Raw genomic sequence first — 21,027 nt, forward strand, 5'->3', positions numbered from 1 at the left:
CTTGGATGAGTTAGTTAGCAGCGAACGTGGCAAGTACACCGACGGTTACGGAGTATTCTTCCAGTCTTGCTGAGTCTGACAGCCACCATATGAAAAGCGTCCTGACCTAAAGCTGATGCGCTGATTACATTTTTGTAAGCTTGCCGGGCACTTAAGGGCGACTTGCTGTTAGGAAGGCGGCATTTCCGCGTATGCGTTATAAGGCAGTGCGTCGACATGGATTCGCATAAAGGGACTGGATTGATCAGCTACGCCTCGTAGCGCTGATTGTGATGCTTCTCATGTTGCGGAGATGGAGGAACAAAGCCGCGAAAAAGCAGCCTCCGTTCACTTCCTAGATGGCATTAACGCCCGCGTCGCGGCCTTGGTGCATTACCTGGATGTTGGTGGTGTTCAACCCTCCGAGGCTGCCAGCATCGAACGTGTACTGGCCGGGCGGCGCGAAACCATCCTTAACGATGACCGCCTGCTAACGGCCGCATGCGGTATCTTCGATGGGTTGCTGGCGGCATTTGTAAAAGACGAGACCGCTGATGAATGAGACCACACTGTCGCCTGCAGAGCAGGATCTGCCGCGTGCTGAACCTGTCAGCCTGCTCCAGGCTTTTCTGTTCTGGCTAAAACTTGGCTTTATCAGCTTCGGCGGCCCGGCTGGGCAGATCTCGATCATGCACCAGGAGCTGGTGGAGCGTCGGCGCTGGATCTCTGAGCGGCGTTTTCTGCATGCACTGAACTACTGCATGTTGCTGCCGGGGCCGGAAGCCCAGCAGTTGGCCACCTATATCGGCTGGCTGATGCACCGTACCTGGGGCGGCGTGATTGCTGGGGTACTGTTTGTACTGCCCTCGCTGTTTATCCTGATCGCTCTGTCATGGGTCTACATCGCTTTTGGGGATGTGCCGGTGGTGGCCGGACTGTTCTACGGGATCAAACCCGCCGTGACCGCCATGCGCAAGGCTTCATTGATCAGAACATGACGCTAGTGATGGATTCGATCTTATGTCTAGCATTGTTATCCCTCAAACCACGCGGAACAGGTATCTCAGTGGGATTGCCGCTCTAAACCTTCCGTCTGCCGCAGGAACTGGGGACTGGCACTTCCTACAAACTTTCTTTGTACAGAGGTCTAGACGTTCAACTGGCTTCATATGTGGCTTGGGTTGCGAAATAGATACGACAGCCTTTCTAGGTGATGTCGGTGTGTTCGAATGCTCTAAGCTGTTAAAGAGCTTGGATATAGAATTCGTAGGCGATGCGGCATACTCTGCAAACCACACACGAGCTGTAGCGGACCTAGTTATCGCTGCAATCCGCATTGGGCGTAATGTGGATCATCTATGCATTGATGATTGGCTACCCAAAATGTCTGATAAAGAAAGACTAATAGCTATGCTGCAGCAGGCATACTCAAATATGAATGAAGAACTGCGGCAAGCTCTCAACGTCTGGGTTCTGAGTAATTTACCTAAATAAATTTGCGAAATTTGCTTAGGGCGGTACGAGGCCGCACTAAGCGATCACTACGCACCTCGGGTGGTGAGGTAAAGGAATAAATACTTCGCAAGCTGACCTTCCGCGCGGTGGAAGGCAGATCGTAGATCTGCTGCCTGCACCGGCTATCTTTACCATGCGTTTCATCTCGAAAGGGTTCAGAACCTACGCTGATGTAACAGACCGAGCTAGACGTCTGACCGGCTACAACCGGCCAAAAGCTGCCTGTCGTTGAGTGCAATTTTTGACTCATGGCTGCCAGCAACGGCAGCAGTTAAAATGCTCAGAGACGATCACTCAACGAGCAATAGACCTAGTTTGTTCGACCGAGCTAGATTAGTAAAAGCTCTTTCACTTTTTGCTTGATTTCAGCAGGGCTTTCTTCAAATCCGTATTTACCGGCATTATCTTTAGAAGAGTTATATCCCAAGAAATAACCATTGTATTGAAAGTAGTTAGTGTCAATTTTTCGCCTGCTTGGCTTGCCTTTTTCCAGCATATCCAGAAGCGTTTTTAAGTGTGAGCGTGTTAGCCAGAATTTTAGAAGTAATCCGCTCCCTAGCACTTCAGTGCCGATCATTGGAGCTGCTTGAAAGCCCAAGGCCTAGCTCAGGGCTAGTCGTCTACACCAGTTCCGCTATGTATGCTGAAGGGGGCCCAACCACTCTACCTGACCAGCAACCTCAAGCGCTTCGGCGAATTCAACCTCAAGCTAAACCGGCCACCGGAGCCCTGGATCAAGGACTCGGTGTTCCAACAAGCTGCCGGCTCGCTGCGGGTGATCAGACCTAGCCAGCTAGATACCGAGAAAACGCCATGATCAACATTCCTCCCGCATCCTTCCGCCTTACACCGTACGGCGAAGTGGACGCCGTGGCGTTGGAAAACCTGCGCGACAGCTTCGACACCTCTCAACTGCTCCGGCTGGTTGATCGCTTGGACGTCTGCTTGGTGGAACTTGGTGGAATCACCTCCATTCGCGACGAGCTACTGAGATTGCATGCGATGGCTCTGACGATAGTTGAGGGCATCGCTCTTACGGTGCCTGCCGAGAGTGCTTGTATCTGGACAGAAGCCCAATCTCTACAGATGGATCTTGAGGCACTGGTTTCTTGGGCGCGCTCCGCTCAGCTCATCATTGCGCCGCTGATCAATCTTGCTCCACAGCACGAGGCATGAGCGCTCTCGCCGATTTCGACGAGGCTCAACTGTTTCTGACCATGGCTGGAATCGCCCGTAAGTAGATCAATTCACCAATCAGTTCTACGAGTGTCTGAGTAATCACAGCCGCCGCGGCCAGCGCGCGAATGGACTCCGGGAGCGCTAGGGCCAGGGGAAGCACTACAAGCGAGTTGCGAGTGCCTGAGCTAAAGGCCACTGCCCGTGCGGCAGAAGCCTCCAAGCCAAATAGCCGGGAGCTGAGTACGCCGAGGGCCGGAGCGAGTAGTAGAAACGCTCCGTATACCGGAAGCAACGGCGCCAGGATGTCGAGTTGGTACACGACAGCCGCGATCTGCGAACCCACCACCACGATTAGAACCAGGGCCATTGCAGGCACTGGCAGCCAGGCCCAACCTGCGCTCCATGCGCGAAGCAGCAGAGATCGGCGTCCGCCAAATTCGGTGAGCACAGCCGCTACCAAGGGTAGGACGATCAGTAACAGGAAGGCTTCTGCGAAGGGCCACAGCTCGATCACTGTGCCGGCTTCGGGGCCAAGGATTAGCCGCAAGTAGAGGGGCAGCAGCAGAAGCTGGAGCAACAGCAGCAATGGCGTCGCCGCGAGCACCAGACGAGAGTCCCCTTTGCCCAGGTGGGTGAAGACCACCACGTAATCGATACAAGGCGTCAGCAGGACAAGCAGCGCGCCGACCAACAAGGCCTTGTTCGATGAGAGCGGCCACGTCACCAGCCACACCATCAATGGCACCAATAGGAAGTTGGCCAGCAACAAGGCACCGACGAAGCGGCGGTTGGCAAAAGCTTCTCGCAGCTCCAAAAAAGGAATCTGCAGAAACATGGCATACATCAGCACGGCAATCGCCGGTGTGATGGCCATGGCCGTCAGTCCGGTGAATTGCGCAGAGCTCAGGCCTGCAATGGCAGCGGCCACCACCGCCGCGAAATAAAATGCTATCTGGTGTTCTTCCAGCCAGTCCCGCGACATCTGATATCTTCCCTTGTTGCGCAAGGGCGACATTCTCCCACTGGCATCGGATTTAACCCAGCGTTGAGGCTGGTTGCTTTTCGCTTTGCCGTTGGGCGAAGTCCGCAACGGTCCTAACAAGTCCTGCCGATAAGAGGATGCATGATGTTTCGAAATAACTGGATGGCGGGTCTGAGGCAAGTGCTCGCCATCGCCAGGAGTTAACCGCAATGAAGCCTCAACCGTCAGGCATGGCCTGGAATCTACTACTGCTAACCTGGCTGGTCGCACTGGTATCGACCCTATCCGCGCTGTTCATTGGCGAGGTGATGGGCCAGCCACCCTGTGTTTTGTGCTGGTTCCAGCGCGCCTTTATGTTTCCGCTGGCGGTGATCCTGGCCATCGCCTGCTACCGCTCGGATTTTACTGTCTGGCGCTATGCCCTGCCGCTGACCGCTATCGGTGCGGCACTGGCATTTGTTCACACGCTGCTCTATGCAGGGCTGATTCCACAGCCGATCCAGCCCTGCACGGCCACTGGTCCATCCTGCTCAGGCGCCGGAATGACCCTCTTCGGCGTGGTGCCCCTGCCGGCACTTGCCTTGTTCGCTTTTATCCTTATCGCCATCCTGCTCATTCTCATCCGTCGGAGAACCACCTCATGAATCGCCGTTCCGTGGTCTTGATCACCAGTGTCGTGGTCCTGGCCGTGTTTGCTGCCGCCGCATTCTTCTATTCCCCGTCGCAGTCGCCTCAACAGGCCCAGGCTCCCGGTTCGACCGCCCAAGAGACCGGGACACAACCCAAACAGAACGGCGGCCAACTGGTTCGCTTCCACTCACCAGTATTTGGTCCGGCGCAGGCTCCAGTGACCATCGTCGAATTCTTCGATCCTTCCTGCGAAGCATGCCGCGCATTCCATCCCTATGTGAAGCAGATACTCGCCGAGAACCCGGAAGATGTGCGTTTGGTGCTGCGCTATGTGCTATTCCATCAGGGCTCCGAAGAGGTATCACGGATGCTGGAGGCGGCGCGTAAGCAAAATCTTCATGAAAAAGTGCTGGAGGCCGTGCTGGAGGCCCAGCCCGGTTGGCACGACGACCCCAAAGTCACGCAGGCATGGGCTGCTGCCGAGCGCGTCGGTTTGAACTTGGAGCAGGCCCGCCAGGACATGCATACGCCTAGCGTCAACGCCGTGCTTGAAACGGACATGCAGGACGTCAAGGCCGTTGGGATTCGTGGCACCCCGACCTTTTTTGTAAATGGTCGTGCGCTCAGCGAGTTCGGCCCGGAGCCGCTGCGCCGATTAGTGAGCAGCGAAGTGGCCAAGGCACGGGAATGACACTATGAGCGCGCTGGAGAACCGCGTGCCACCGCTGCTCGTAGCGGGCCTGATCGCTCTGCTGATGGGGTTGTCGGGATCCAGATTGCCGAGCATCGAACTGGCATGGACCGCGTGTCTGACCTTCGCTTTGCCGGTACTGTTCCTGGGGCTCGGCGTGTGTTTCGCCGGCGTACTGTCGTTTCGCCGCGCACGTACTACTGTCAATCCATTGCAGCCGCAGCAGGCTTCGGCATTGGTGGAGGCTGGCATCTACCATTACAGCCGCAACCCCATGTACTTAGGCTTCGCCATTATTCTGGCGGCTTGGGCGCTGGCCTTGGCCTCACCTCTAACACTGCTGGGCGTGGTTGCTTTCGTGCTGTACATGAACCGTTTCCAGATCGCAGCTGAAGAGTGGGCGCTGGAAGCATTGTTCGGCGAATCATTTGCCCGCTACCGTGCACGAGTTCGCCGCTGGCTCTGAGCGTCCGCGGCGGTAGCGACTGGCGGGGCTTGCTCGTCGCTGCAGCCCGCCGAAGGAGCCACGACCTAGCCTAATCTCCTCGTGAGAGCTGATTTGGCCACATGCCGCTAACATGTCTCTGGTAGAGGACATAGCGCCAATAGTGATGTCGCAAGTTCACTCCGTTGATATCGAGCTAACTACCTAGCAACAGCGTTGAGCGCAAAGCAGGCTTATGCTTCGCTGCGATGACTGTCGGCCTGCCTGGTGTCGATACAAACACTGCCGTCTAGCTCCATTTCAAGTGTCGAGTGGCTGACTTTGAATTGCTCATGGAGTACTCGTTTTAAATCGGTCTTCACCCGTTCGATATCAGGCAGATTAGCCTTATTTATGACAACGTGGGCTTCCAATGCAGTTGTGTGTTCCGCGATTTCCCAAACATGCACGTGGTGCACACTTTCAACATCGTCTACTTGTTCCATGACGTTGATTATATCGGCGATGGAAACTCCTTCTGGTGCGCCCTCCATTAACAAGTGAATGGTTTTAGGCAGCATGCTAAAGCCCTGCCAGAGCACGTACCCAGCAATCATCAGTGTCAGGAGAGTATCTGTCCAATACCAGCCATACAGGAGGATTAATGTTCCGGCAATAATGACGCCGACGGAGGCCAGCGCATCCGACACGTTGTGCAAGAATGCCGCCTTTATATTCATGCTGTCCTTAGACATTGTGTAGGTCAGCAAAGCCGTAGCGATATCTACAATCAAGGCTATTCCCGCCACCACGACCACTGTCCATCCTTCAATGGGCTGCGGGGCAAAAAACCGACCTATAGCTTCGTAGATGAGGTAGAGACCAACGATAATCAGCGTGACCAAGTTAATCAAAGCCGCTATGGTTTCACTGCGTCGGTAGCCAAAGGTTTTAAAAGCATCTGGCGGTTTGCGGCCGATCTTACGTGCGATGAGCGCAATAACCAGTGATGCGGCATCGCTCAAGTTATGTAGCGCATCAGCTATGAGCGATAAACTTCCAGAAAGTATTCCGCCAACAACTTGTGCCAGAGTTAATGCAGTATTAACGCCAATAGCTGCGATTAAACGCTTATCACCCATGGCTTCGGTGTTATGGTTATGTTCGTGAGCCATATTTTTACCGCTCCTTAAAAACTAGCGTAAGAAAAATAGGGGAGCCAAACGACCGCCCATAAGAGATAATAAAAATACTAGCGCCTATACCATCGGGCCCTCCAAGCCACACTGACAGAAAATGCGACCACTCTCGAGCAAGTTCGTGCGTTATCGTCTTTAACTTGCCGATAACAGGTCGATCTCTCTCAGACGCTAAACGACGTTGCTCGCTAATGATATGGATTATGCGGTGCCATGCCCTGAAGATGACAATAATGTAATCTTCCGACCATTCTTGCCGTAGGCTCAAGCCCCTTGCAGATTGGTGCGCCTCGGTGCTGAAATGACGAAGCAAGGCGATCATGTCACTGCACAATGGGAGCATTACATTTCAATAATGTAATGCTTCGCTCATGCTGCTGTTAGCTTCAGTCACGCAAAATTCATTCGAACCTGTAGAGCTCACCGATAAAGCTCAGCAAGACACCTTTGAATTTAGCGAGGACTGCCCTATGAATCTGTTGAAAGCTATTGTTGTTGGATCGGTAATATTCGGCTCCGCATTGTCTTATGCAGAAGATGGCTACGACCGCTCGATTAAATTTAATGAAAAATTCCGAGCAGATCAAAAGCGAATTCACGGAACCGAATCCGCCGAAAAAAAAGCAGGCGAGTTGAAGGTTAATGATATTCGCCAGGATCAGAACAACATGGAAATCAAAAAAGAAACCAAAGCTGACTAACCACTTAATATCCGAACGATATCCGCCGCCGCCAGCTTCCAAGCTCCGTTGGTAGCAGTTGTACTCTAAGCGCCCTTCGGGGCGCTTTTTTGTGTCCATCACTTGCACGCAAAATCGCTACCAGCGAATCGCCCTGGCCTTTATAGGCCGTTTCGTTAAGTCAGGCCGCTATCGCCTGATCTGTTTGTTATTAGCGTTCGCAAGAGCATATCCGATTGGGCTGAACAGACGCTGGTGGCGTACAACGCATCCATGTCAGGGTCGCCCTCTCAACGGCCTCGCGGTTCGTCCATGATTGAAGGTGTCAGCTCGGCCTTGTAAAGCCCGCTGATCGGTCCAGCCAGGGCGTTTTCGTAGCTATCGCCCGTGCTGCCGCCCGGGGCAGCTCAGCCGCTGCTTGCATAATCTTTTTTCGTCAGCTCACCGTGGGTGAAAGCCATCAGCCGAGGAGGCGTATGTAGCGCGGAGTCATACGCACTAAGCGCTGAGCACCCTTTCTATTCACCGCTTAGATGCATTAGACCTACGCTATAAAGGCTTTGCTGCCCGCTGCGCCGCAGCTGAATCTTAGCACTCCGAAACCAACACGCCCCGTTCTCGCTAGCTAGCAAGAACGGGGCGTTGTGTGCCGCCACTCGATTTTCTAGCTAGTTCTGTCAGCGGCTAGCGCAATTTCTTGCTCCTCCAATTCGTCTTCGCGCCGATGAGCCAGCTGGTAGAGCAACGGTAGCACTAATAGCGTTAGCACCGTTGAGGAGAGAATCCCTCCGATTACCACTGTCGCAAGGGGACGTTGTACCTCTGCACCGGTACCCACATTCAAGGCCATCGGAACGAACCCGAGTGAAGCCACCAAGGCTGTCATCAATACCGGCCGTAGCCGGGTCAGAGCTCCCTCGCGGATCGCGGTGTCCAGAGGTAAACCTTGCTCCCGTAGGCTACGGATGAAGGAGATCATTACCAGGCCATTTAGAACGGCGACGCCTGACAGAGCAATAAAGCCAACTCCTGCTGAAATGGACAACGGGATATCTCTCAGCCACAGCGCAACAATGCCTCCGGTGAGCGCAAATGGAATCCCTGTAAAGACCAATAAGCCGTCTTTGACATTGTTGAACATCATGAAAAGCAGAATGAACACCAGGAGCAGCGCCACGGGGACGACGATCTGCAGCCGCTTCGTTGCCGATTCAAGCTGCTCGAAGGTACCGCCCCAGTCGATCCAATAACCTGCCGGGATATCTACTTGGGCCTGGATTTTCTGTTCTGCCTCAGATACGAATGATCCAATGTCCCGACCACGGACGTTTGCACTAACGACAATTCGCCGTTTCCCTTCCTCTCTACTGATCTGATTCGGACCGGGGGCCAAATCCAGAGTGGCCACCTCGCCGAGGGGGATATAACTTATGGCGCTGTTTAATTCCCTTGGAAGGGCAATTGGGAGCCTCTCAATTGCGGCGAGATCGCTTCGTATCTCGTCCGGTAAACGAACTACGATATCGAAACGCCGGTCTCCTTGAAACAAGGTGCCTGCCTCTCGGCCCCCGATGGCTACTGCAACCGCTTGCTGGACGGTATCTAAACTCAGGCCGTATCGTGCGATTTGATCGCGATCGATATCAATCGTGAGCATAGGAAGGCCAGTCGTTTGCTCGACCGTAACCTCGGAGGCGCCTGGTACTTGTCCTAGCACCTCGGACACTTCCGCCGCCGTGCTGTTAAGAACCTCCATGTCATCACCATAGATTTTCACGGCTACAGCGGCACGAACACCGGAAATCAACTCGTTGAAACGCAGCTGAATAGGCTGGGAAAACTCGTAGTTATTGCCCGGTAACTCAGCGGCGGATGCTTGGACCTCGCTTAAGAGTTCGTCGCGCGACTTGCCTGGATCCGGCCACTGCTCTTGTGGCTTCAGCATGACGTACCCGTCAGAGATGTTTGGAGGCATGGCATCGGATGCCACCTCCGCAGTGCCTGTGCGCGCAAAAATCCGCTCGATCTCCGGAAACTCATCCATGAGCTTTCGCTCCAGCTGCTGCTGCATCTCGACAGACTGACTAAGGCTGGTAGCCGGTACACGAAGGGCTTGGATAGCGAAGTCCCCCTCGTTGAGGCTAGGCACGAATTCACTGCCCATACGTGCCCCTACGAGGCCGGAAAGTACAACTGCAACAACGGCAAAGGTGAGCACTACTGGCTTGTTGGACATCACCGCATCGAATGCAGGTGCGTAGGCCCGTTTAGCATTGCGGATTAGAAAGTTTTCCTTCTCTGTAACACGCTTGCCGATAAAGAGCGCAACGGCTGCCGGGACGAACGTCACCGAGAGAATCATCGCCCCGAATAGCGCTGTCACTACGGTAAACGCCATGGGCGTGAACATCTTACCTTCTACCCCTGTAAGGGCGAATATCGGCAGATATACGATCATAATGATCAGCTGCCCATAGAGTAGAGGCCGACGCACTTCCTTTGCCGCAGCGAACACTTCATGAAGCCGTTCGGACAGCGTTAATGCCCGCCCGTGATGGGACTGAGCGTGAGCAAGTCGACGCACGCAGTTCTCAACAATCACCACGGCACCATCGATAATGATGCCGAAATCCAATGCGCCTAAGCTCATCAGGTTGGCGCTGACCTCGTTGGCTACCATGCCGGTGAACGTAAAGAGCATCGCCAGCGGTATAACAAGTGCGGTTAGGATCGCCGCACGGATATTGCCCAAGAAGAGAAAAAGTATAACCACAACAAGAATGGCACCCTCAGTGAGGTTCTTCTTAACGGTGGATATAGCTTTGTCTACGAGTACAGTTCGATCGTAGACAGTAATCGCCTTTACGCCCTCTGGAAGCGAAAGGTTTATCTCTTTCATCTTGTCATCGACAGCCCTAGAAACTACCCGGCTATTTTCACCGATAAGCATGAAAGCCGTACCTAGAACCACTTCGCGGCCATTCTCGGTGGCTGCGCCAGTACGGAGCTCCTTTCCAACCTCTACCGTCGCAACGTCGCGGATACGTACTGGGGTACCGTCAACGTTGCTAATAAGGGTATTGCGGATGTCCTCTACTGATTGCATTTGTCCTGGAGCACGAACAAGATACTGCTCGCCGCGTTTTTCAATATATCCGGCACCTAGATTGTTATTGTTTTGCTCAACCGCTTCGATCAGATCTTGTAATGTCAGTCCAAACGACCGCAAAGTGTCTGGATTGGGGGCGATCTGATATTCCTTTGCATATCCTCCGATCGTATTGATCTCAGTTACGCCTGGTACATTGCGGACTTGCGGTTTGATGATCCAATCTTGAATCTCACGCAAGTCAGCAGAGGTATAAGGCGTACCGTCCGATTTGGTGGCACCGTCCTCAGCTTCAACCGTCCAAAAATAGATTTCGCCAAGCCCAGTGGAAATAGGGCCAAGTGTTGGAGTGACGCCTTCCGGAAGCTGATCTTTGGCCCCTCCCAAGCGCTCATTCACAAGTTGGCGGGCAAAATAGATGTCAGTGCCTTCCTCAAAAATAACTGTGATCTGAGAAAGTCCATATCGAGACAAGGAACGGGTCTGCTCGAGCTTGGGCAACCCGGCCATTACCGTCTCGAGCGGGTAGGTAATGCGCTGCTCCACTTCCAGCGGGGAATAACCTGGGGCCGCAGTGTTGATTTGCACCTGTACGTTGGTGATATCAGGGACAGCATCGATAGGCAGCTTTTGGTAGCTGTAAGCTCCTAACGCTGCCATGCCAAGCACGGCTAGCAAAACCAGCCAGCGATGCTCTATAGAAAAGCGAATGATACGTTCGAACACAGTCTATAACTCCGTATCAGTGAGCATGCGAGGCGCTGGCTTTGCCAAGCTCGGACTTAATGATGAAACTGTTGGCCAAGGCATAGCGCACTCCGGCCTGAAGACCTTCCTTGATTTCAACCGCTTCACTATCGCCGCGACCAGTCACGATTGGCTGAGCAGCAAAGCCATGGTCGGTCCGTACAAACACCACCGGATTATCTTCCAACGTGTGGATCGCATCGGGCTTGACTGCAACCGGCACGGACACTCCGCCAGAGCCTACCCGCACTTTGACGAACAGGCCGGGACGCCAAACACCTTCCGGGTTCGGAAGCGTGACCCGGGCGGTAGCGGCGCGGCTTTGCTGACCAACAAGTGAGCCGACATAAGAAACGGTGCCATTGGCACTGGACTCGAATGCTGTGGCTTCGATAACCGCGTTGCTGCCGACTCGTACCGCGCTGAGTGCATTGGCAGGAACGCTGATATCTGCCCAAACGGTAGAGAGATCGGAAATGATGAATATCTGGTCGTCGGTATTGACTGACTCACCGAGCGTGATGTCCTTCTCAACGATCATCCCATCGAACGGCGCCCTGAGTTCGTAGCGGCTCAATGCGTCTGGCTTGCCAGCATCACTACCAAGCGCTTGTAGCTGTGCTTTTGCATTCGCAACCGTCAGCTCTGCTTCCCGTAGAGCCTGTTGTGCCTGTAAATAATCCTGTTCTGCAGAAATACGCTCTTCCCACAGCTCCTTTTCGCGTCGATAGGTTTTCTGAGCCAATGCAAGACGTTTTTGTGCCGCGTAGAACTCGCTTCTACGTTCCGACAGGTCGGTACTCGCGATCACAGCAAGCACTTGCCCCTGTTTCACCTGTTCGCCCAAATCGACTTTGACCGCTTCAACGACACCTGAGAGACGAGGCACAACTTGCGCTGTGCGGTCTTGGTTGAATGTAATTTCGCCAGGCAGCTCGATTGCGCTTTTTATCTGCGCAGGCTGAGCGGTTGCTAGCGAGATGCCCGCGGCTAGGATTTGGGTCTCAGAGAGTTCAACCTCTGCTGCTTCAGCGTGCGCCGCTCCCTCAGGGCCATCGTCATGCTCATCTTTCTCTGCCGCACCGACCTCGTGATCGCTATCGGCGCCTTCTTCATCATGGCCATGACCTCCTTCGGCTTCGGTATTCTCATCCGAATGCCCTTCATCTTCATGCTCCGAAGCGCCACCATGCTCGCCATGCGCGTCGCTCGCATTGGGCACGGCAGGACTACTGCTAAGAAGTAATCCACCAAGCACCAGTGCCACGCCTAATATGACGACGATCCAAAAAATCTGTTTTTTGTGAACAGCCAAGGAAGATGTGTTCGATTTACTTTTCATATGGATTCCTTATGGCTGAGTGGCCGAGGTGATAACGGCCGACCCATCGCCGACAATTCGCGAGATTTCTGCCGCCGCCTGGTTAGCTTGTGATAGCGCAGACAGATACTGAGATCGGGCTTGGAAAAGCGTGCGTTGAGCATCCAGTACGTCAAGGAACGTGAACTTTCCAAGTTCGAACCCCTTGCTGGCAGCTTCATAAGCGCTTTGGGCACTGGGGAGCATGTCGTTGCGCAACAGTTCAAACTGCTGGCGGGCAGTGCGCAGCCGCATGTGCGCTTGGGAAAGTTCGCTTTTCAGGCGTATATGGACGGCGTTGAGCTCGTCCTGCGCCTGGTAGGCCCGTTCCTGCGCTGCTCCGATGTTGCCTTGGTTTCGATCAAACAACGGCAGGGGCATCGAGATACTCACCAGTCCCAGCGTGCCGTTATATTCATCTGAGCGTTGGGCACCTACGCTAACCGTCACGTTAGAAAAGCGATTCGTCCTTTCCAGCTCCAACGCAGCCCGACGTCTTTCTGCTTCCCGACGCGCGCGGGTTAGTTGAGCGGAATCGCTCAAGCGGCTATAAAGCTCAGCTAGTTCGGGAAGCGGAGGTACTGCCTCTGCCGGCTCTAGTACTCGCTCAAAGCGTGGCTGTGGGTTTCCCCAGTTGGCCGCCAGACGAGTGCGCGCAGCTTCGAGTTCAGCTGTGGCCTGGGCAAGCTCCACTTGCACTCCAGTAGCCGCAACCCGCGCCCGGGTTTCCTCTACGGGAGAAACCATGCCGGCCCTCACACGCCGATTGGCCACGTTCACTGCTTGCTTCGCAAGCTTTGAAGCAGCCTGAGCGAGCTCCAGCCGTTCTTGAGCAGTAAGCACATCGTAGTATGCGCCCATCACTGCCCCCCTCAGTCGAGCTTGAGCGTCCTGTAGGTCGGCGGCCGCTACGTCCATGGCGCGTTGCGCTGCCTCAATACGAGCCGAACGTTTACCACCCAGCTCTATTTCTTGGCTCAGCTCAAGCGTCGTCTCGGGGGCATCACCTCGGATTCCCTCCTGGCTAGCGGACAATATTGGATTCGGACGCGCTCCGGCTTGGCTAATCAATGCGCGAGAAGCAGCCAGCTCACGTCTTGCAGCAGCCAATTCAGGGCTTGCAGAGCTAGCGAGCTCCAAGGCGCGTAGAAAGCTTATGGAGTCGACAGACTCAACGGGGAAGGTATTTGCCACACTGGCAGGTAAGGTCTGTGTGAAGGTCGGCAACTCTAAAGGCTGCGCAAAGGCGAGGTTGCACGACAACATCGTCAACCCCAGCGGTAAAATAACTTTTCGCACCGAAATCTCCTAGAAAAGGGAAGGTTCGGTGAGACCTCAGATACAGATAAATGGCGTCCTACTGGTTAATCTGGCGTCTCACCGGCTTTGCACCGATGCGCCAATTAGGTTTTTCAGGACGCCCGGCTTCAGCCGATGCGTAGCTAGCAGAAAAAAACGGTTTCAAGCTTATTGATAATACCGAACCAGGAGAAATCCCTTTCGTTATAAGCGGCTTGATATGGTCGCCATGAAAGACACAGTCTCCATCCAAACTGATTTTTTTTGCGGCTTTTGACGATCCTTCCTCGTCAGTACCCAGAGACTCGTGCGGATGTTCGTGATGTCCAAAATGATTTGCTGCCGAACCATCCTCATGACTGCAGCTCGTGCTAACAACTGCCCATGATGATTGCAATGGAAACAAGGCTAGCAACATCAGCAAAACTATTTTTCTCATCCAAGACAAAACGATGACTTCCTGGTTTAGATGTCGAATCCCATCATAAGAACTACCCCCGCCAAGACGCTAAACACATGCGCCTCTACTCCGATAGTGATTCGCCTTAGGTTTAAACAAATACACATAAGCGTTTTTTATCAGCCTTGCCAAGCCGGCAAGATAGCTGACGCTATGGGGTGGTGACTTTATAGAAGAGTGGATAACGATCGAGTGACCGAAACATTACAAATCTGTAATCGAGAGAGTGAGCGATGCCATTCCTCAGATTACAAAATAGTCATTTACCGCTAATCCTGCTGTCATCCGGGGGGGGAGAACATGGCCAAGCGCTAAAAAACAAAAAGGCGAAAGGCGTCATTCAAGCACTGATCTGCCGTACACAAGGAGCATCATCATGAGCAAAAAGGCCGTTTTTTCACTGACAGCCCTTTCACTGGCATTGGGCAGCGCCCCGGTCTTAGCCCAATCGGAAACAGCGGACGGCTTCATCGAAGGCAGCACGCTATCGCTGATAAATCGCAACTATTATTTCAATCGAGATTTTCGCGACGGTGAGAGTGCCACCGGCAATGGCTACTCCGAGGAATGGGCCCACGGATTGATGGCCTTCTTCGAGTCCGGATATACCCAAGGCTCGGTAGGGATTGGCGTCGACGCCTTCGCCATGCTCGGACTCAAACTCGACTCCGGTTCGGGGCGCTCCGGTGCGGGCGGCAGCATCGACCTGCTTCCCCACGACAGCGCCGGCGATCCTGAGGATGACTTCACACGGGTGGGGGGCGCGGTGAAAGCACGCTTGCTGGACACCGAGATCAAGGCAGGCGATGTATTTCCCGCTACTCCCGTCGTGCACTTTGGTGACGCACGGCTGCTGCCGGAGTCTTTCAAGGGTGTCACCGTTGTGAACAACTCGCTGGACGACCTCACCCTCCAGGGCGGCCGCCTGCACGCGATGAGCCAGCCCAATACCAGCAACACGAACGATGACTTCGTCACGTTTTATGGCGGTGCCGTCGACGCCCCTTGGCTCGGCTACGCAGGCGGTGACTATAGCGTAAACGAAAATCTCAGTTTTAGCCTGTATACCAGCCGCCTCAAGGATGCCTGGAACCAACATTACTTCGGTCTATCGGCCACCTATCCGCTTTCCGATGTCGTCGCGTTGCTGGGCAGTTTCAACTACTACAAGGCAACCGACGAAGGCCGCGAATTACTGGGCGAGTTCGACAACAACATCTGGAGCTCAAGCCTGGGTGTCGCCTTCGGCGCGCACACTGTCACGGCGTCGTATCAGCGAAACAACGGTAACAACGACTTTGACTACTTGCGCCAGGCGGACTCGATCTACCTGAACAATTCCATCCAGTACAGTGATTTCAACTCACCTAAAGAGCAGTCCTGGATGCTGCGCTACGACCTGAACATGGCGGAATACGGCATACCCGGGCTTACTTTCATGACCCGCTACGCCCGCGGTTGGGGCGCCGATTACAGCAATGCGAACGAGGTGTACATGCGCCAAGACGATAACGGTGCGCCGCTGACGGGACAGAACCGCTGGGAACGCGACGTCGAAGCCCGCTACGTTGTACAGACTGGCTCTCTCAAGGATTTGTCTCTGCGGGTGCGCCAGGCTACCACGCGGGCGACTGCTTTCGAGTCCGACCTCGATGAGGTCCGATTCATAGCCGAGTACCCGCTCTCGATCTTGTGAAACACCATGAGCAACACCACATCTTCTTTAGTTTTGCTCCCTTGGTTTGAAGATGTGTTTCAGGCGCCCATCAGGGCGCCTTTTTTTGCGTAAGTACTGCTTACGCAGCGAGCCAGATGACTGGCAGGTTACAAAATTTGTAAGGCAGCTTCCCAGCGCTCCTGCCGCGCTAGACTGTTCCCACCCCGGCCTACGGCGGCATATGTCAGATTCTTTAGAACAGTTCCGACCAAGTCGCTCCGTCTTGACTTTGTAGCCACTTGATGGATGTTTTTTTGGCGCCCCGTCAACTAGAGTTACCTCAAAATATGCGCATTTTGGTTATAGAGGACGAAGTAAAAACTGCGGAATATCTGCAGCAGGGTCTTGCCGAATCTGGTTACCACATAGATCGAGCGGATGATGGTCTCGATGGGTTTCATCTGGCGCTGCAGAACGATTATGACCTCGTGCTACTTGATGTGAATTTGCCAACCATGGATGGGTGGGAGGTGCTCGAGCTCATCAGACGGCGTAAGCAGACTCGCGTGATCATGCTGACAGCGAATGGCCGCTTGGACGAAAAGGTCCGCGGTCTGGAACTTGGCGCTGACGACTATATGGTTAAGCCGTTCCAGTTCCCCGAGTTGCTCGCTCGTATTCGAACATTGCTGCGGCGAGGCGAGCCGATCTCACTTCCGAGTAACCTGTGTGTTGCCAACCTCGAACTGGACCCGAGCCGGCATCGCGCCTATCGGAACGGCCAACGTATCGATCTCACTAGCAAAGAGTTCGCTCTACTGCATCTGCTCATGCGCCGAACTGGCGAGGTTCTGACACGCACCGAAATCACTACCTTGGTCTGGGATATAAATTTCGACTGCGATACCAACGTGGTAGATGTCGCGATTCGCCGCCTGCGGATGAAGGTGGACGAACCCTTTGGCGATCGCCTGATACACACTATCCGGGGTGTGGGCTACGTGCTGGAGGCGCGGCCTTGAAACCACTTAGTCTAGCATCGCGTCTCGCGTTACAGATCACGCTGACCGGCGCCGCTTTGGTTGCGCTGTTGATAGGGATGAGTTACTGGGTACTGGTAAGCCAACTAGAGTCGCGCGCCGAGGAGGAAGTGACGGACAAACTCGCACAGATTGATCATGGACTTGCAGAGGATACCGAAGCCCGCATGGGCCGATCGTGGCAACATGCGCTGAGCGATACGGTGCTGGGCCATGACAACCTTTCGATAACCGTCATCGGCGATACGGAGAAATCACCGATTTTCAGTATCGGCCGGTTCGCCAATGCCCCGGAGCAGCTGGGTCTCGTGAACAGAGACGGTGAATACCTTGGCTGGACAACGAGAAATGGCGTGCAGATGCTAACCGGGCGCAAGCAGATCCAGGTTCCGGGACTGGGCCCAATGACGCTTTTACTTTCGCAAGATCGCAGTGCCGATCAACGGCTGGTGGCTGCATTTCTGCGCTCGGCCTTAGTGACCGTGCCGATGCTGCTGATATTGATCGGGTTGGCTGGATGGCTGGTTGCAAATAATGGCTTGCGACCGCTTCGCAAGTTCCGGGCCTTGGCGACTAAGGTATCGACACAGGATCTATCACCTCGAATCCGCCCCGATCGGCTTCCGCAAGAGCTCCAAGCATTGGCGCACAGCCTCAACGTAATGCTTCGTAGACTCGATGACGGCGTTCAGCAACTGTCTCAATTCTCGGACGATGTCGCTCATGAGTTGAAAACTCCGCTGAACAACCTGATAGGCAAGGCGCAGGTGACTTTGGTGCGTGAGCGAAGCAAGGAGCAGTATCGTGAAGTGATCGAGTCGTCGGTTGAAGAACTCGAACGCATGGATCGAATCGTGTCAGACATGCTGTTTCTTGCCCAGGCCAGCCACGCCAGCCCAGCACTGAAGCTCGAACCATTATCCTTGGGAAGCGAGGCGAGGCGCGTATGTGAATACTTCGAAGTCCTAGCCGAAGAAGCGGGAGTCGCTACGACAGTAACGGGCGATGCCATGATTTTGGGAAATCGACTTATGGTTCAACGGGCCATTTCCAACCTGTTATCCAACGCATTGCGGCATTCGAATACTGGCAGCACGGTCGAGCTTAAGATCCTTGAGGGGGACGCAGACATCGTCTCGCTGGCTGTCACCAATCATGGCGCGACTATCGAATCGGATCATCTCCCACACCTGTTCGACCGCTTTTACCGCGTTAACGGCATACAACCTCGCGGGGCAGGATTGGGGCTAGCGATTGTCCGCTCAGTGATGAACCTCCACAAAGGCCACGTGGCCGTCGCCAGCAAAGACGGTCGGACCACGTTTGAACTCACGTTTCCTCGGCAGGCCTGACTCAAAGTGATACCGCACGGAGACAGCCATCACTACGAAGGGGCAAAAACCACAGGGACAAACAACCATTTCGAGGGCATGCGCGTTGGCCGGGTAACCAGGCCCGCAAGCCCCAACGCCGTTCATTTAATGCATGCGTCCTCGCTAATTCCGGCGAGAATGCCGCAAGCCTCAACTTCCCGCCCATCGTTGCAATTAGCCCGCAGTGAAACGAGTTGTCGTTCGAGTGATTGCAGAGCGGTTATCTGGGATCTGACTTGAGAAATGTGATCATCGAGTAAGGCATTGACGGCCGTACAAGGCTGGCGAGGGTCATCCTGGTAGCTTTGGAGTGCGTGAATCTCTGGAAGTGACAGATTCAAGATTCGGCAGCGCCGGATGAACGCTAGCCGCTCGCCATGCTTCTCGGTGTAGACACGATAGCCGTTCGCCTGGCGATCAGGCGGTGGCAACAAGCCCTGCTGCTCATAGAAGCGGATCGTCTGTGTATCAATCCCTATTAGCCTTGCTAACTGACCAATGCGCATCGTGTGAATCCTCATCGGCTCTGCGTTATTGACCTTATAGTAGCTATAAGGCTTTTAATGATCCCATCTTCGATTTCAAGTGGAGCCGTATCATGAGCAAGTCCGATGGTCCCTGCGGCTGCGATGCGACACCAGCCGCTGATGCCGATATGCAAAACCCTTCCGATACGACGGGGCAATGGGTCAGTGTTTACGCCGTGCCCAAGATGGATTGTCCATCAGAAGAGCGAATGATCCGCTTGGCGCTGAATGGTTTGGACGGAGTTCGGAAGCTGACTTTTGATCTGTCGGACCGTCGGTTAGATGTCATGCATGACAGTGCCGTTGAGCCCATAACCAAAAAGCTGGCGACGTTAGGGCTAGGCGCCACTCTTCAGAAAACTGTCGCGGCAGACCCTGAGATGATCAAAGCCGCCGAGAATCCGGCGAACTCTACACAGGAATCCCGCTCCCTACGTTTACTGTTAGGCATCAACGCCTTCATGTTCGTGGTAGAGATGACTGCTGGCCTGATTGCCAGGTCCGCGGGTCTGATTGCCGATTCGCTCGACATGTTCGCTGACGCGGCAGTGTACGGCCTGGCCCTTTATGCGGTTGGGCGCAGCGTCAATCTGCAGGTGCGTGCTGCACACCTTGCTGGTGTGCTCCAGCTGATTTTGGCCCTCGGCGTGCTCGTAGAGGTGATCAGACGCTTTATATTCGGCAGCGAGCCCGAGTCGCTGATAATGATGGCCGTCGCGTTCCTGGCATTGCTCGCCAACACGGGTTGTTTGCTGCTGATTTCCAAACACCGGGAAGGTGGTGCTCACATGAAAGCGAGCTGGATATTCTCCGCCAATGATGTGGTCATCAACATGGGCGTCATAGTCGCCGGAGCGCTCGTCGCTTGGACTGGGTCCAACTACCCAGACCTGATTATCGGTACCGTCGTGGGATTCATCGTTCTCAACGGCGCTCGGCGTATTCTGGCGCTCAAGGGTTGAAGGAGCTCCCGTTACAGAAAAAGGGTGTCTTCATGCCTGTAAGCCATCCGGGTCTAGCGGCGTCAGCTAAAACTGGCGACGCCGCTTTAGCCGTTGGCGGATGGTGGGTATTGCAGAACGTGGGCTGCAAAGTCCATCAGCGAGACGAAGCCGCACTGATCGGCTTTTCCTTCACGCTGTAGGTGGTAGCCCCGCATGCCTTGCCCAATTGGACCAAGCATATCGGCTTGCAACGTGTCACCGATCATTGCGATAGCGGAGGCTTCGCAGCCAAGCTGTTCGATCATCTGACGATAGATTGCGGGCTCAGGCTTTATTGTCCCAACCTCAAAGCTCCATCCGTAAACATCGAACGACGGCAGTAACAGTTTGGCCGGAATCGCATATGGGGCTGCGAGATTGGAGCACAACGCGAGATTCAGGCCGGCGTCCTTTAGCTGATTTAGCGACTCCAACGCATCATCGAAAAGGCGAACGCTGGCCAGCTCGGTGAAAAGGTCGCTTTCAAGGCTAGCTAACTCAGAGTTGCTCAACTGCGCACCGAAATAATCGGCAGCTCCAGCCAAGCCCAGATTTCGAGTCATCAGAGTCCGTGCGTCATCCGGCCTTGGTGTTTTGCCCTGAAGCCGCAGGTTCTGCATCAGTTGGCGGAAAGGATGGCGGCGCTCACCTATCTGGAGAAGCGTGCCAAACACATCGAAAACTACTGCTTGTATCATGCCGGCACCTCTACCGTTGGAGGCGAACCGCCCACCCGAAGAGCGATGCCGCCCCTCTCAGTTTTCTGAACTGGATTTCTTCAGAGGTGGCACGAAGAAGATGGGTCTTTGCGGGGGCGCTATCAGGATATCTGTCGACTTGATGCTTGTGCCTTTTCGACGCCTTGTTTTGCCGTTCTTGTCGACCGCCAGCAGATCACCGGTCGCGACAGCAATGTCGAGTGCCTGCTTTACGCGAAGCTCGTCAGCCATGGTGTAGTTGGTCAATCCGCTCATCAGGCCCAAAAAAGGTTGCCGTTCTACCTCGTAGACCTGTTTGGGCAAGAGCTCCGAAAGTTCTCCTCGGATGCGGTCATTGGTAGCATCGTCGAAATAATGCTCATCCAACAGCAAATCGTGCGTAAGCGTCCGCCCTGCACCCACTGCCTGCCCTAGCCTCGAATAGCCACAATGGTGCCCACCATTTTTTAGTGGACACCATTGTGGATACGCCCC

General features: G+C 54.4%; 19 protein-coding genes and 4 pseudogenes. 12 read left to right on the forward strand and 11 right to left on the reverse strand.

Annotated elements, in window-relative coordinates:
- Positions 1–340 precede the first annotated feature (340 nt).
- Positions 341–541: pseudogene (locus ACIGHL_RS18920) on the forward strand (chromate resistance protein ChrB domain-containing protein); the annotation flags it as partial.
- A pseudogene (locus ACIGHL_RS18925) lies at positions 534–950 on the forward strand (chromate transporter); the annotation flags it as partial. The pseudogenes ACIGHL_RS18920 and ACIGHL_RS18925, both read left to right, overlap by 8 nt.
- 872 nt (positions 951–1,822) lie before the next feature.
- Here ACIGHL_RS18925 and ACIGHL_RS18930 read toward each other — a convergent pair.
- Positions 1,823–2,071 (reverse strand): hypothetical protein, encoded by a 249-nt coding sequence (locus tag ACIGHL_RS18930; RefSeq protein ID WP_101153433.1) that lies wholly within the window; start codon positions 2,069–2,071, stop codon positions 1,823–1,825.
- A 63-nt stretch (positions 2,072–2,134) separates the two neighbouring features.
- Between ACIGHL_RS18930 and ACIGHL_RS18935 the strand changes: the two genes are divergently transcribed.
- Both ACIGHL_RS18935 and tnpC read left to right on the forward strand, forming a co-directional pair.
- The gene (locus ACIGHL_RS18935; RefSeq protein ID WP_003292677.1) at positions 2,135–2,311 is read left to right on the forward strand and encodes a hypothetical protein; all 177 of its coding nucleotides are present in this window, start codon (positions 2,135–2,137) and stop codon (positions 2,309–2,311) included.
- Complete coding sequence (gene tnpC, locus ACIGHL_RS18940; protein ID WP_003292676.1) at positions 2,308–2,670, forward strand: Tn3 family transposase post-transcriptional regulator TnpC; 363 nt, start codon at positions 2,308–2,310, stop codon at positions 2,668–2,670. Before ACIGHL_RS18935 ends, tnpC begins: the two co-directional genes overlap by 4 nt.
- A 25-nt stretch (positions 2,671–2,695) precedes the next feature.
- Here tnpC and ACIGHL_RS18945 read toward each other — a convergent pair whose 3' ends face one another.
- Entirely contained in the window at positions 2,696–3,655 is a 960-nt protein-coding gene (locus ACIGHL_RS18945) for an arsenic resistance protein (protein WP_003292675.1), read from the reverse strand.
- A gap of 209 nt (positions 3,656–3,864) precedes the next feature.
- On the opposite strand from ACIGHL_RS18945, the gene ACIGHL_RS18950 reads away from it, so the two are divergent.
- The 3 genes from ACIGHL_RS18950 to ACIGHL_RS18960 are packed head-to-tail and all read left to right on the forward strand — an operon-like array spanning position 3,865 to position 5,442.
- On the forward strand, positions 3,865–4,299 hold the full coding sequence (locus tag ACIGHL_RS18950; RefSeq protein ID WP_181689983.1) for a disulfide bond formation protein B: 435 nt from the start codon (positions 3,865–3,867) through the stop codon (positions 4,297–4,299).
- Positions 4,296–4,976 (forward strand): DsbA family protein, encoded by a 681-nt coding sequence (locus ACIGHL_RS18955; RefSeq protein ID WP_074858845.1) that lies wholly within the window; start codon positions 4,296–4,298, stop codon positions 4,974–4,976. The genes ACIGHL_RS18950 and ACIGHL_RS18955 overlap by 4 nt, the downstream gene beginning before the upstream one ends.
- Before the next feature lie 4 nt (positions 4,977–4,980).
- The gene (locus ACIGHL_RS18960) at positions 4,981–5,442 is read left to right on the forward strand and encodes a methyltransferase family protein (RefSeq protein WP_014822260.1); all 462 of its coding nucleotides are present in this window, start codon (positions 4,981–4,983) and stop codon (positions 5,440–5,442) included.
- A 212-nt stretch (positions 5,443–5,654) separates the two neighbouring features.
- On the opposite strand, the gene ACIGHL_RS18965 is transcribed toward ACIGHL_RS18960, so the two are convergent.
- On the reverse strand, positions 5,655–6,575 hold the full coding sequence (locus ACIGHL_RS18965) for a cation diffusion facilitator family transporter (protein WP_014822259.1): 921 nt from the start codon (positions 6,573–6,575) through the stop codon (positions 5,655–5,657).
- A 395-nt stretch (positions 6,576–6,970) separates the two neighbouring features.
- Between ACIGHL_RS18965 and ACIGHL_RS18970 the strand changes: the two genes are divergently transcribed.
- On the forward strand, positions 6,971–7,300 hold the full coding sequence (locus ACIGHL_RS18970; RefSeq protein WP_080583081.1) for a hypothetical protein: 330 nt from the start codon (positions 6,971–6,973) through the stop codon (positions 7,298–7,300).
- Positions 7,301–7,547: 247 nt separating this feature from the next.
- Here the strand turns inward: ACIGHL_RS18970 and ACIGHL_RS18975 are convergent.
- The 5 genes and pseudogenes from ACIGHL_RS18975 to ACIGHL_RS18995 all read right to left on the reverse strand — a co-directional run.
- Positions 7,548–7,683 (reverse strand): annotated as a pseudogene (locus ACIGHL_RS18975) (IS3 family transposase); the annotation flags it as partial.
- A gap of 260 nt (positions 7,684–7,943) precedes the next feature.
- On the reverse strand, positions 7,944–11,114 hold the full coding sequence (locus ACIGHL_RS18980) for an efflux RND transporter permease subunit (RefSeq protein ID WP_014822258.1): 3,171 nt from the start codon (positions 11,112–11,114) through the stop codon (positions 7,944–7,946).
- A 16-nt stretch (positions 11,115–11,130) separates the two neighbouring features.
- Positions 11,131–12,477: an efflux RND transporter periplasmic adaptor subunit gene (locus ACIGHL_RS18985; RefSeq protein ID WP_128119963.1), complete on the reverse strand. Its 1,347-nt coding sequence runs from the start codon at positions 12,475–12,477 to the stop codon at positions 11,131–11,133.
- Positions 12,478–12,486: 9 nt separating this feature from the next.
- The gene (locus ACIGHL_RS18990) at positions 12,487–13,794 is read right to left on the reverse strand and encodes a TolC family protein (protein WP_014822256.1); all 1,308 of its coding nucleotides are present in this window, start codon (positions 13,792–13,794) and stop codon (positions 12,487–12,489) included.
- A gap of 58 nt (positions 13,795–13,852) precedes the next feature.
- A complete protein-coding gene (locus ACIGHL_RS18995; protein WP_128119964.1) occupies positions 13,853–14,242 on the reverse strand; it encodes a hypothetical protein in 390 nt (129 codons plus the stop codon).
- A 388-nt stretch (positions 14,243–14,630) separates the two neighbouring features.
- On the opposite strand from ACIGHL_RS18995, the gene ACIGHL_RS19000 reads away from it, so the two are divergent.
- The 3 genes from ACIGHL_RS19000 to ACIGHL_RS19010 all read left to right on the forward strand — a co-directional run bounded on the left by ACIGHL_RS19000 (position 14,631) and on the right by ACIGHL_RS19010 (position 18,303).
- Positions 14,631–15,950, forward strand: a complete 1,320-nt coding sequence (locus ACIGHL_RS19000; RefSeq protein ID WP_021210271.1) for an OprD family porin — start codon at positions 14,631–14,633, stop codon at positions 15,948–15,950.
- A gap of 308 nt (positions 15,951–16,258) precedes the next feature.
- Positions 16,259–16,933 (forward strand): heavy metal response regulator transcription factor, encoded by a 675-nt coding sequence (locus ACIGHL_RS19005; RefSeq protein ID WP_216707245.1) that lies wholly within the window; start codon positions 16,259–16,261, stop codon positions 16,931–16,933.
- Entirely contained in the window at positions 16,930–18,303 is a 1,374-nt protein-coding gene (locus ACIGHL_RS19010) for a heavy metal sensor histidine kinase (protein WP_128119965.1), read from the forward strand. Before ACIGHL_RS19005 ends, ACIGHL_RS19010 begins: the two co-directional genes overlap by 4 nt.
- Before the next feature lie 122 nt (positions 18,304–18,425).
- Here the strand turns inward: ACIGHL_RS19010 and cadR are convergent, their stop codons facing one another.
- Positions 18,426–18,830 (reverse strand): Cd(II)/Pb(II)-responsive transcriptional regulator, encoded by a 405-nt coding sequence (cadR, locus tag ACIGHL_RS19015; protein WP_003292662.1) that lies wholly within the window; start codon positions 18,828–18,830, stop codon positions 18,426–18,428.
- Positions 18,831–18,922: 92 nt separating this feature from the next.
- On the opposite strand from cadR, the gene ACIGHL_RS19020 reads away from it, so the two are divergent.
- The gene (locus ACIGHL_RS19020) at positions 18,923–19,813 is read left to right on the forward strand and encodes a cation efflux transmembrane domain-containing protein (protein ID WP_003292661.1); all 891 of its coding nucleotides are present in this window, start codon (positions 18,923–18,925) and stop codon (positions 19,811–19,813) included.
- An 86-nt stretch (positions 19,814–19,899) separates the two neighbouring features.
- On the opposite strand, the gene ACIGHL_RS19025 is transcribed toward ACIGHL_RS19020, so the two are convergent.
- Together ACIGHL_RS19025 and ACIGHL_RS19030 are read right to left on the reverse strand one after the other, a co-directional pair.
- Entirely contained in the window at positions 19,900–20,532 is a 633-nt protein-coding gene (locus ACIGHL_RS19025; RefSeq protein ID WP_003292660.1) for an HAD family hydrolase, read from the reverse strand.
- A 57-nt stretch (positions 20,533–20,589) separates the two neighbouring features.
- Positions 20,590–21,027 (reverse strand): annotated as a pseudogene (locus ACIGHL_RS19030) (hypothetical protein); the annotation flags it as partial.

It is taken from the genome of Pseudomonas sp. NPDC077451 (assembly GCF_044543345.1).
Lineage (GTDB): Bacteria > Pseudomonadota > Gammaproteobacteria > Pseudomonadales > Pseudomonadaceae > Stutzerimonas.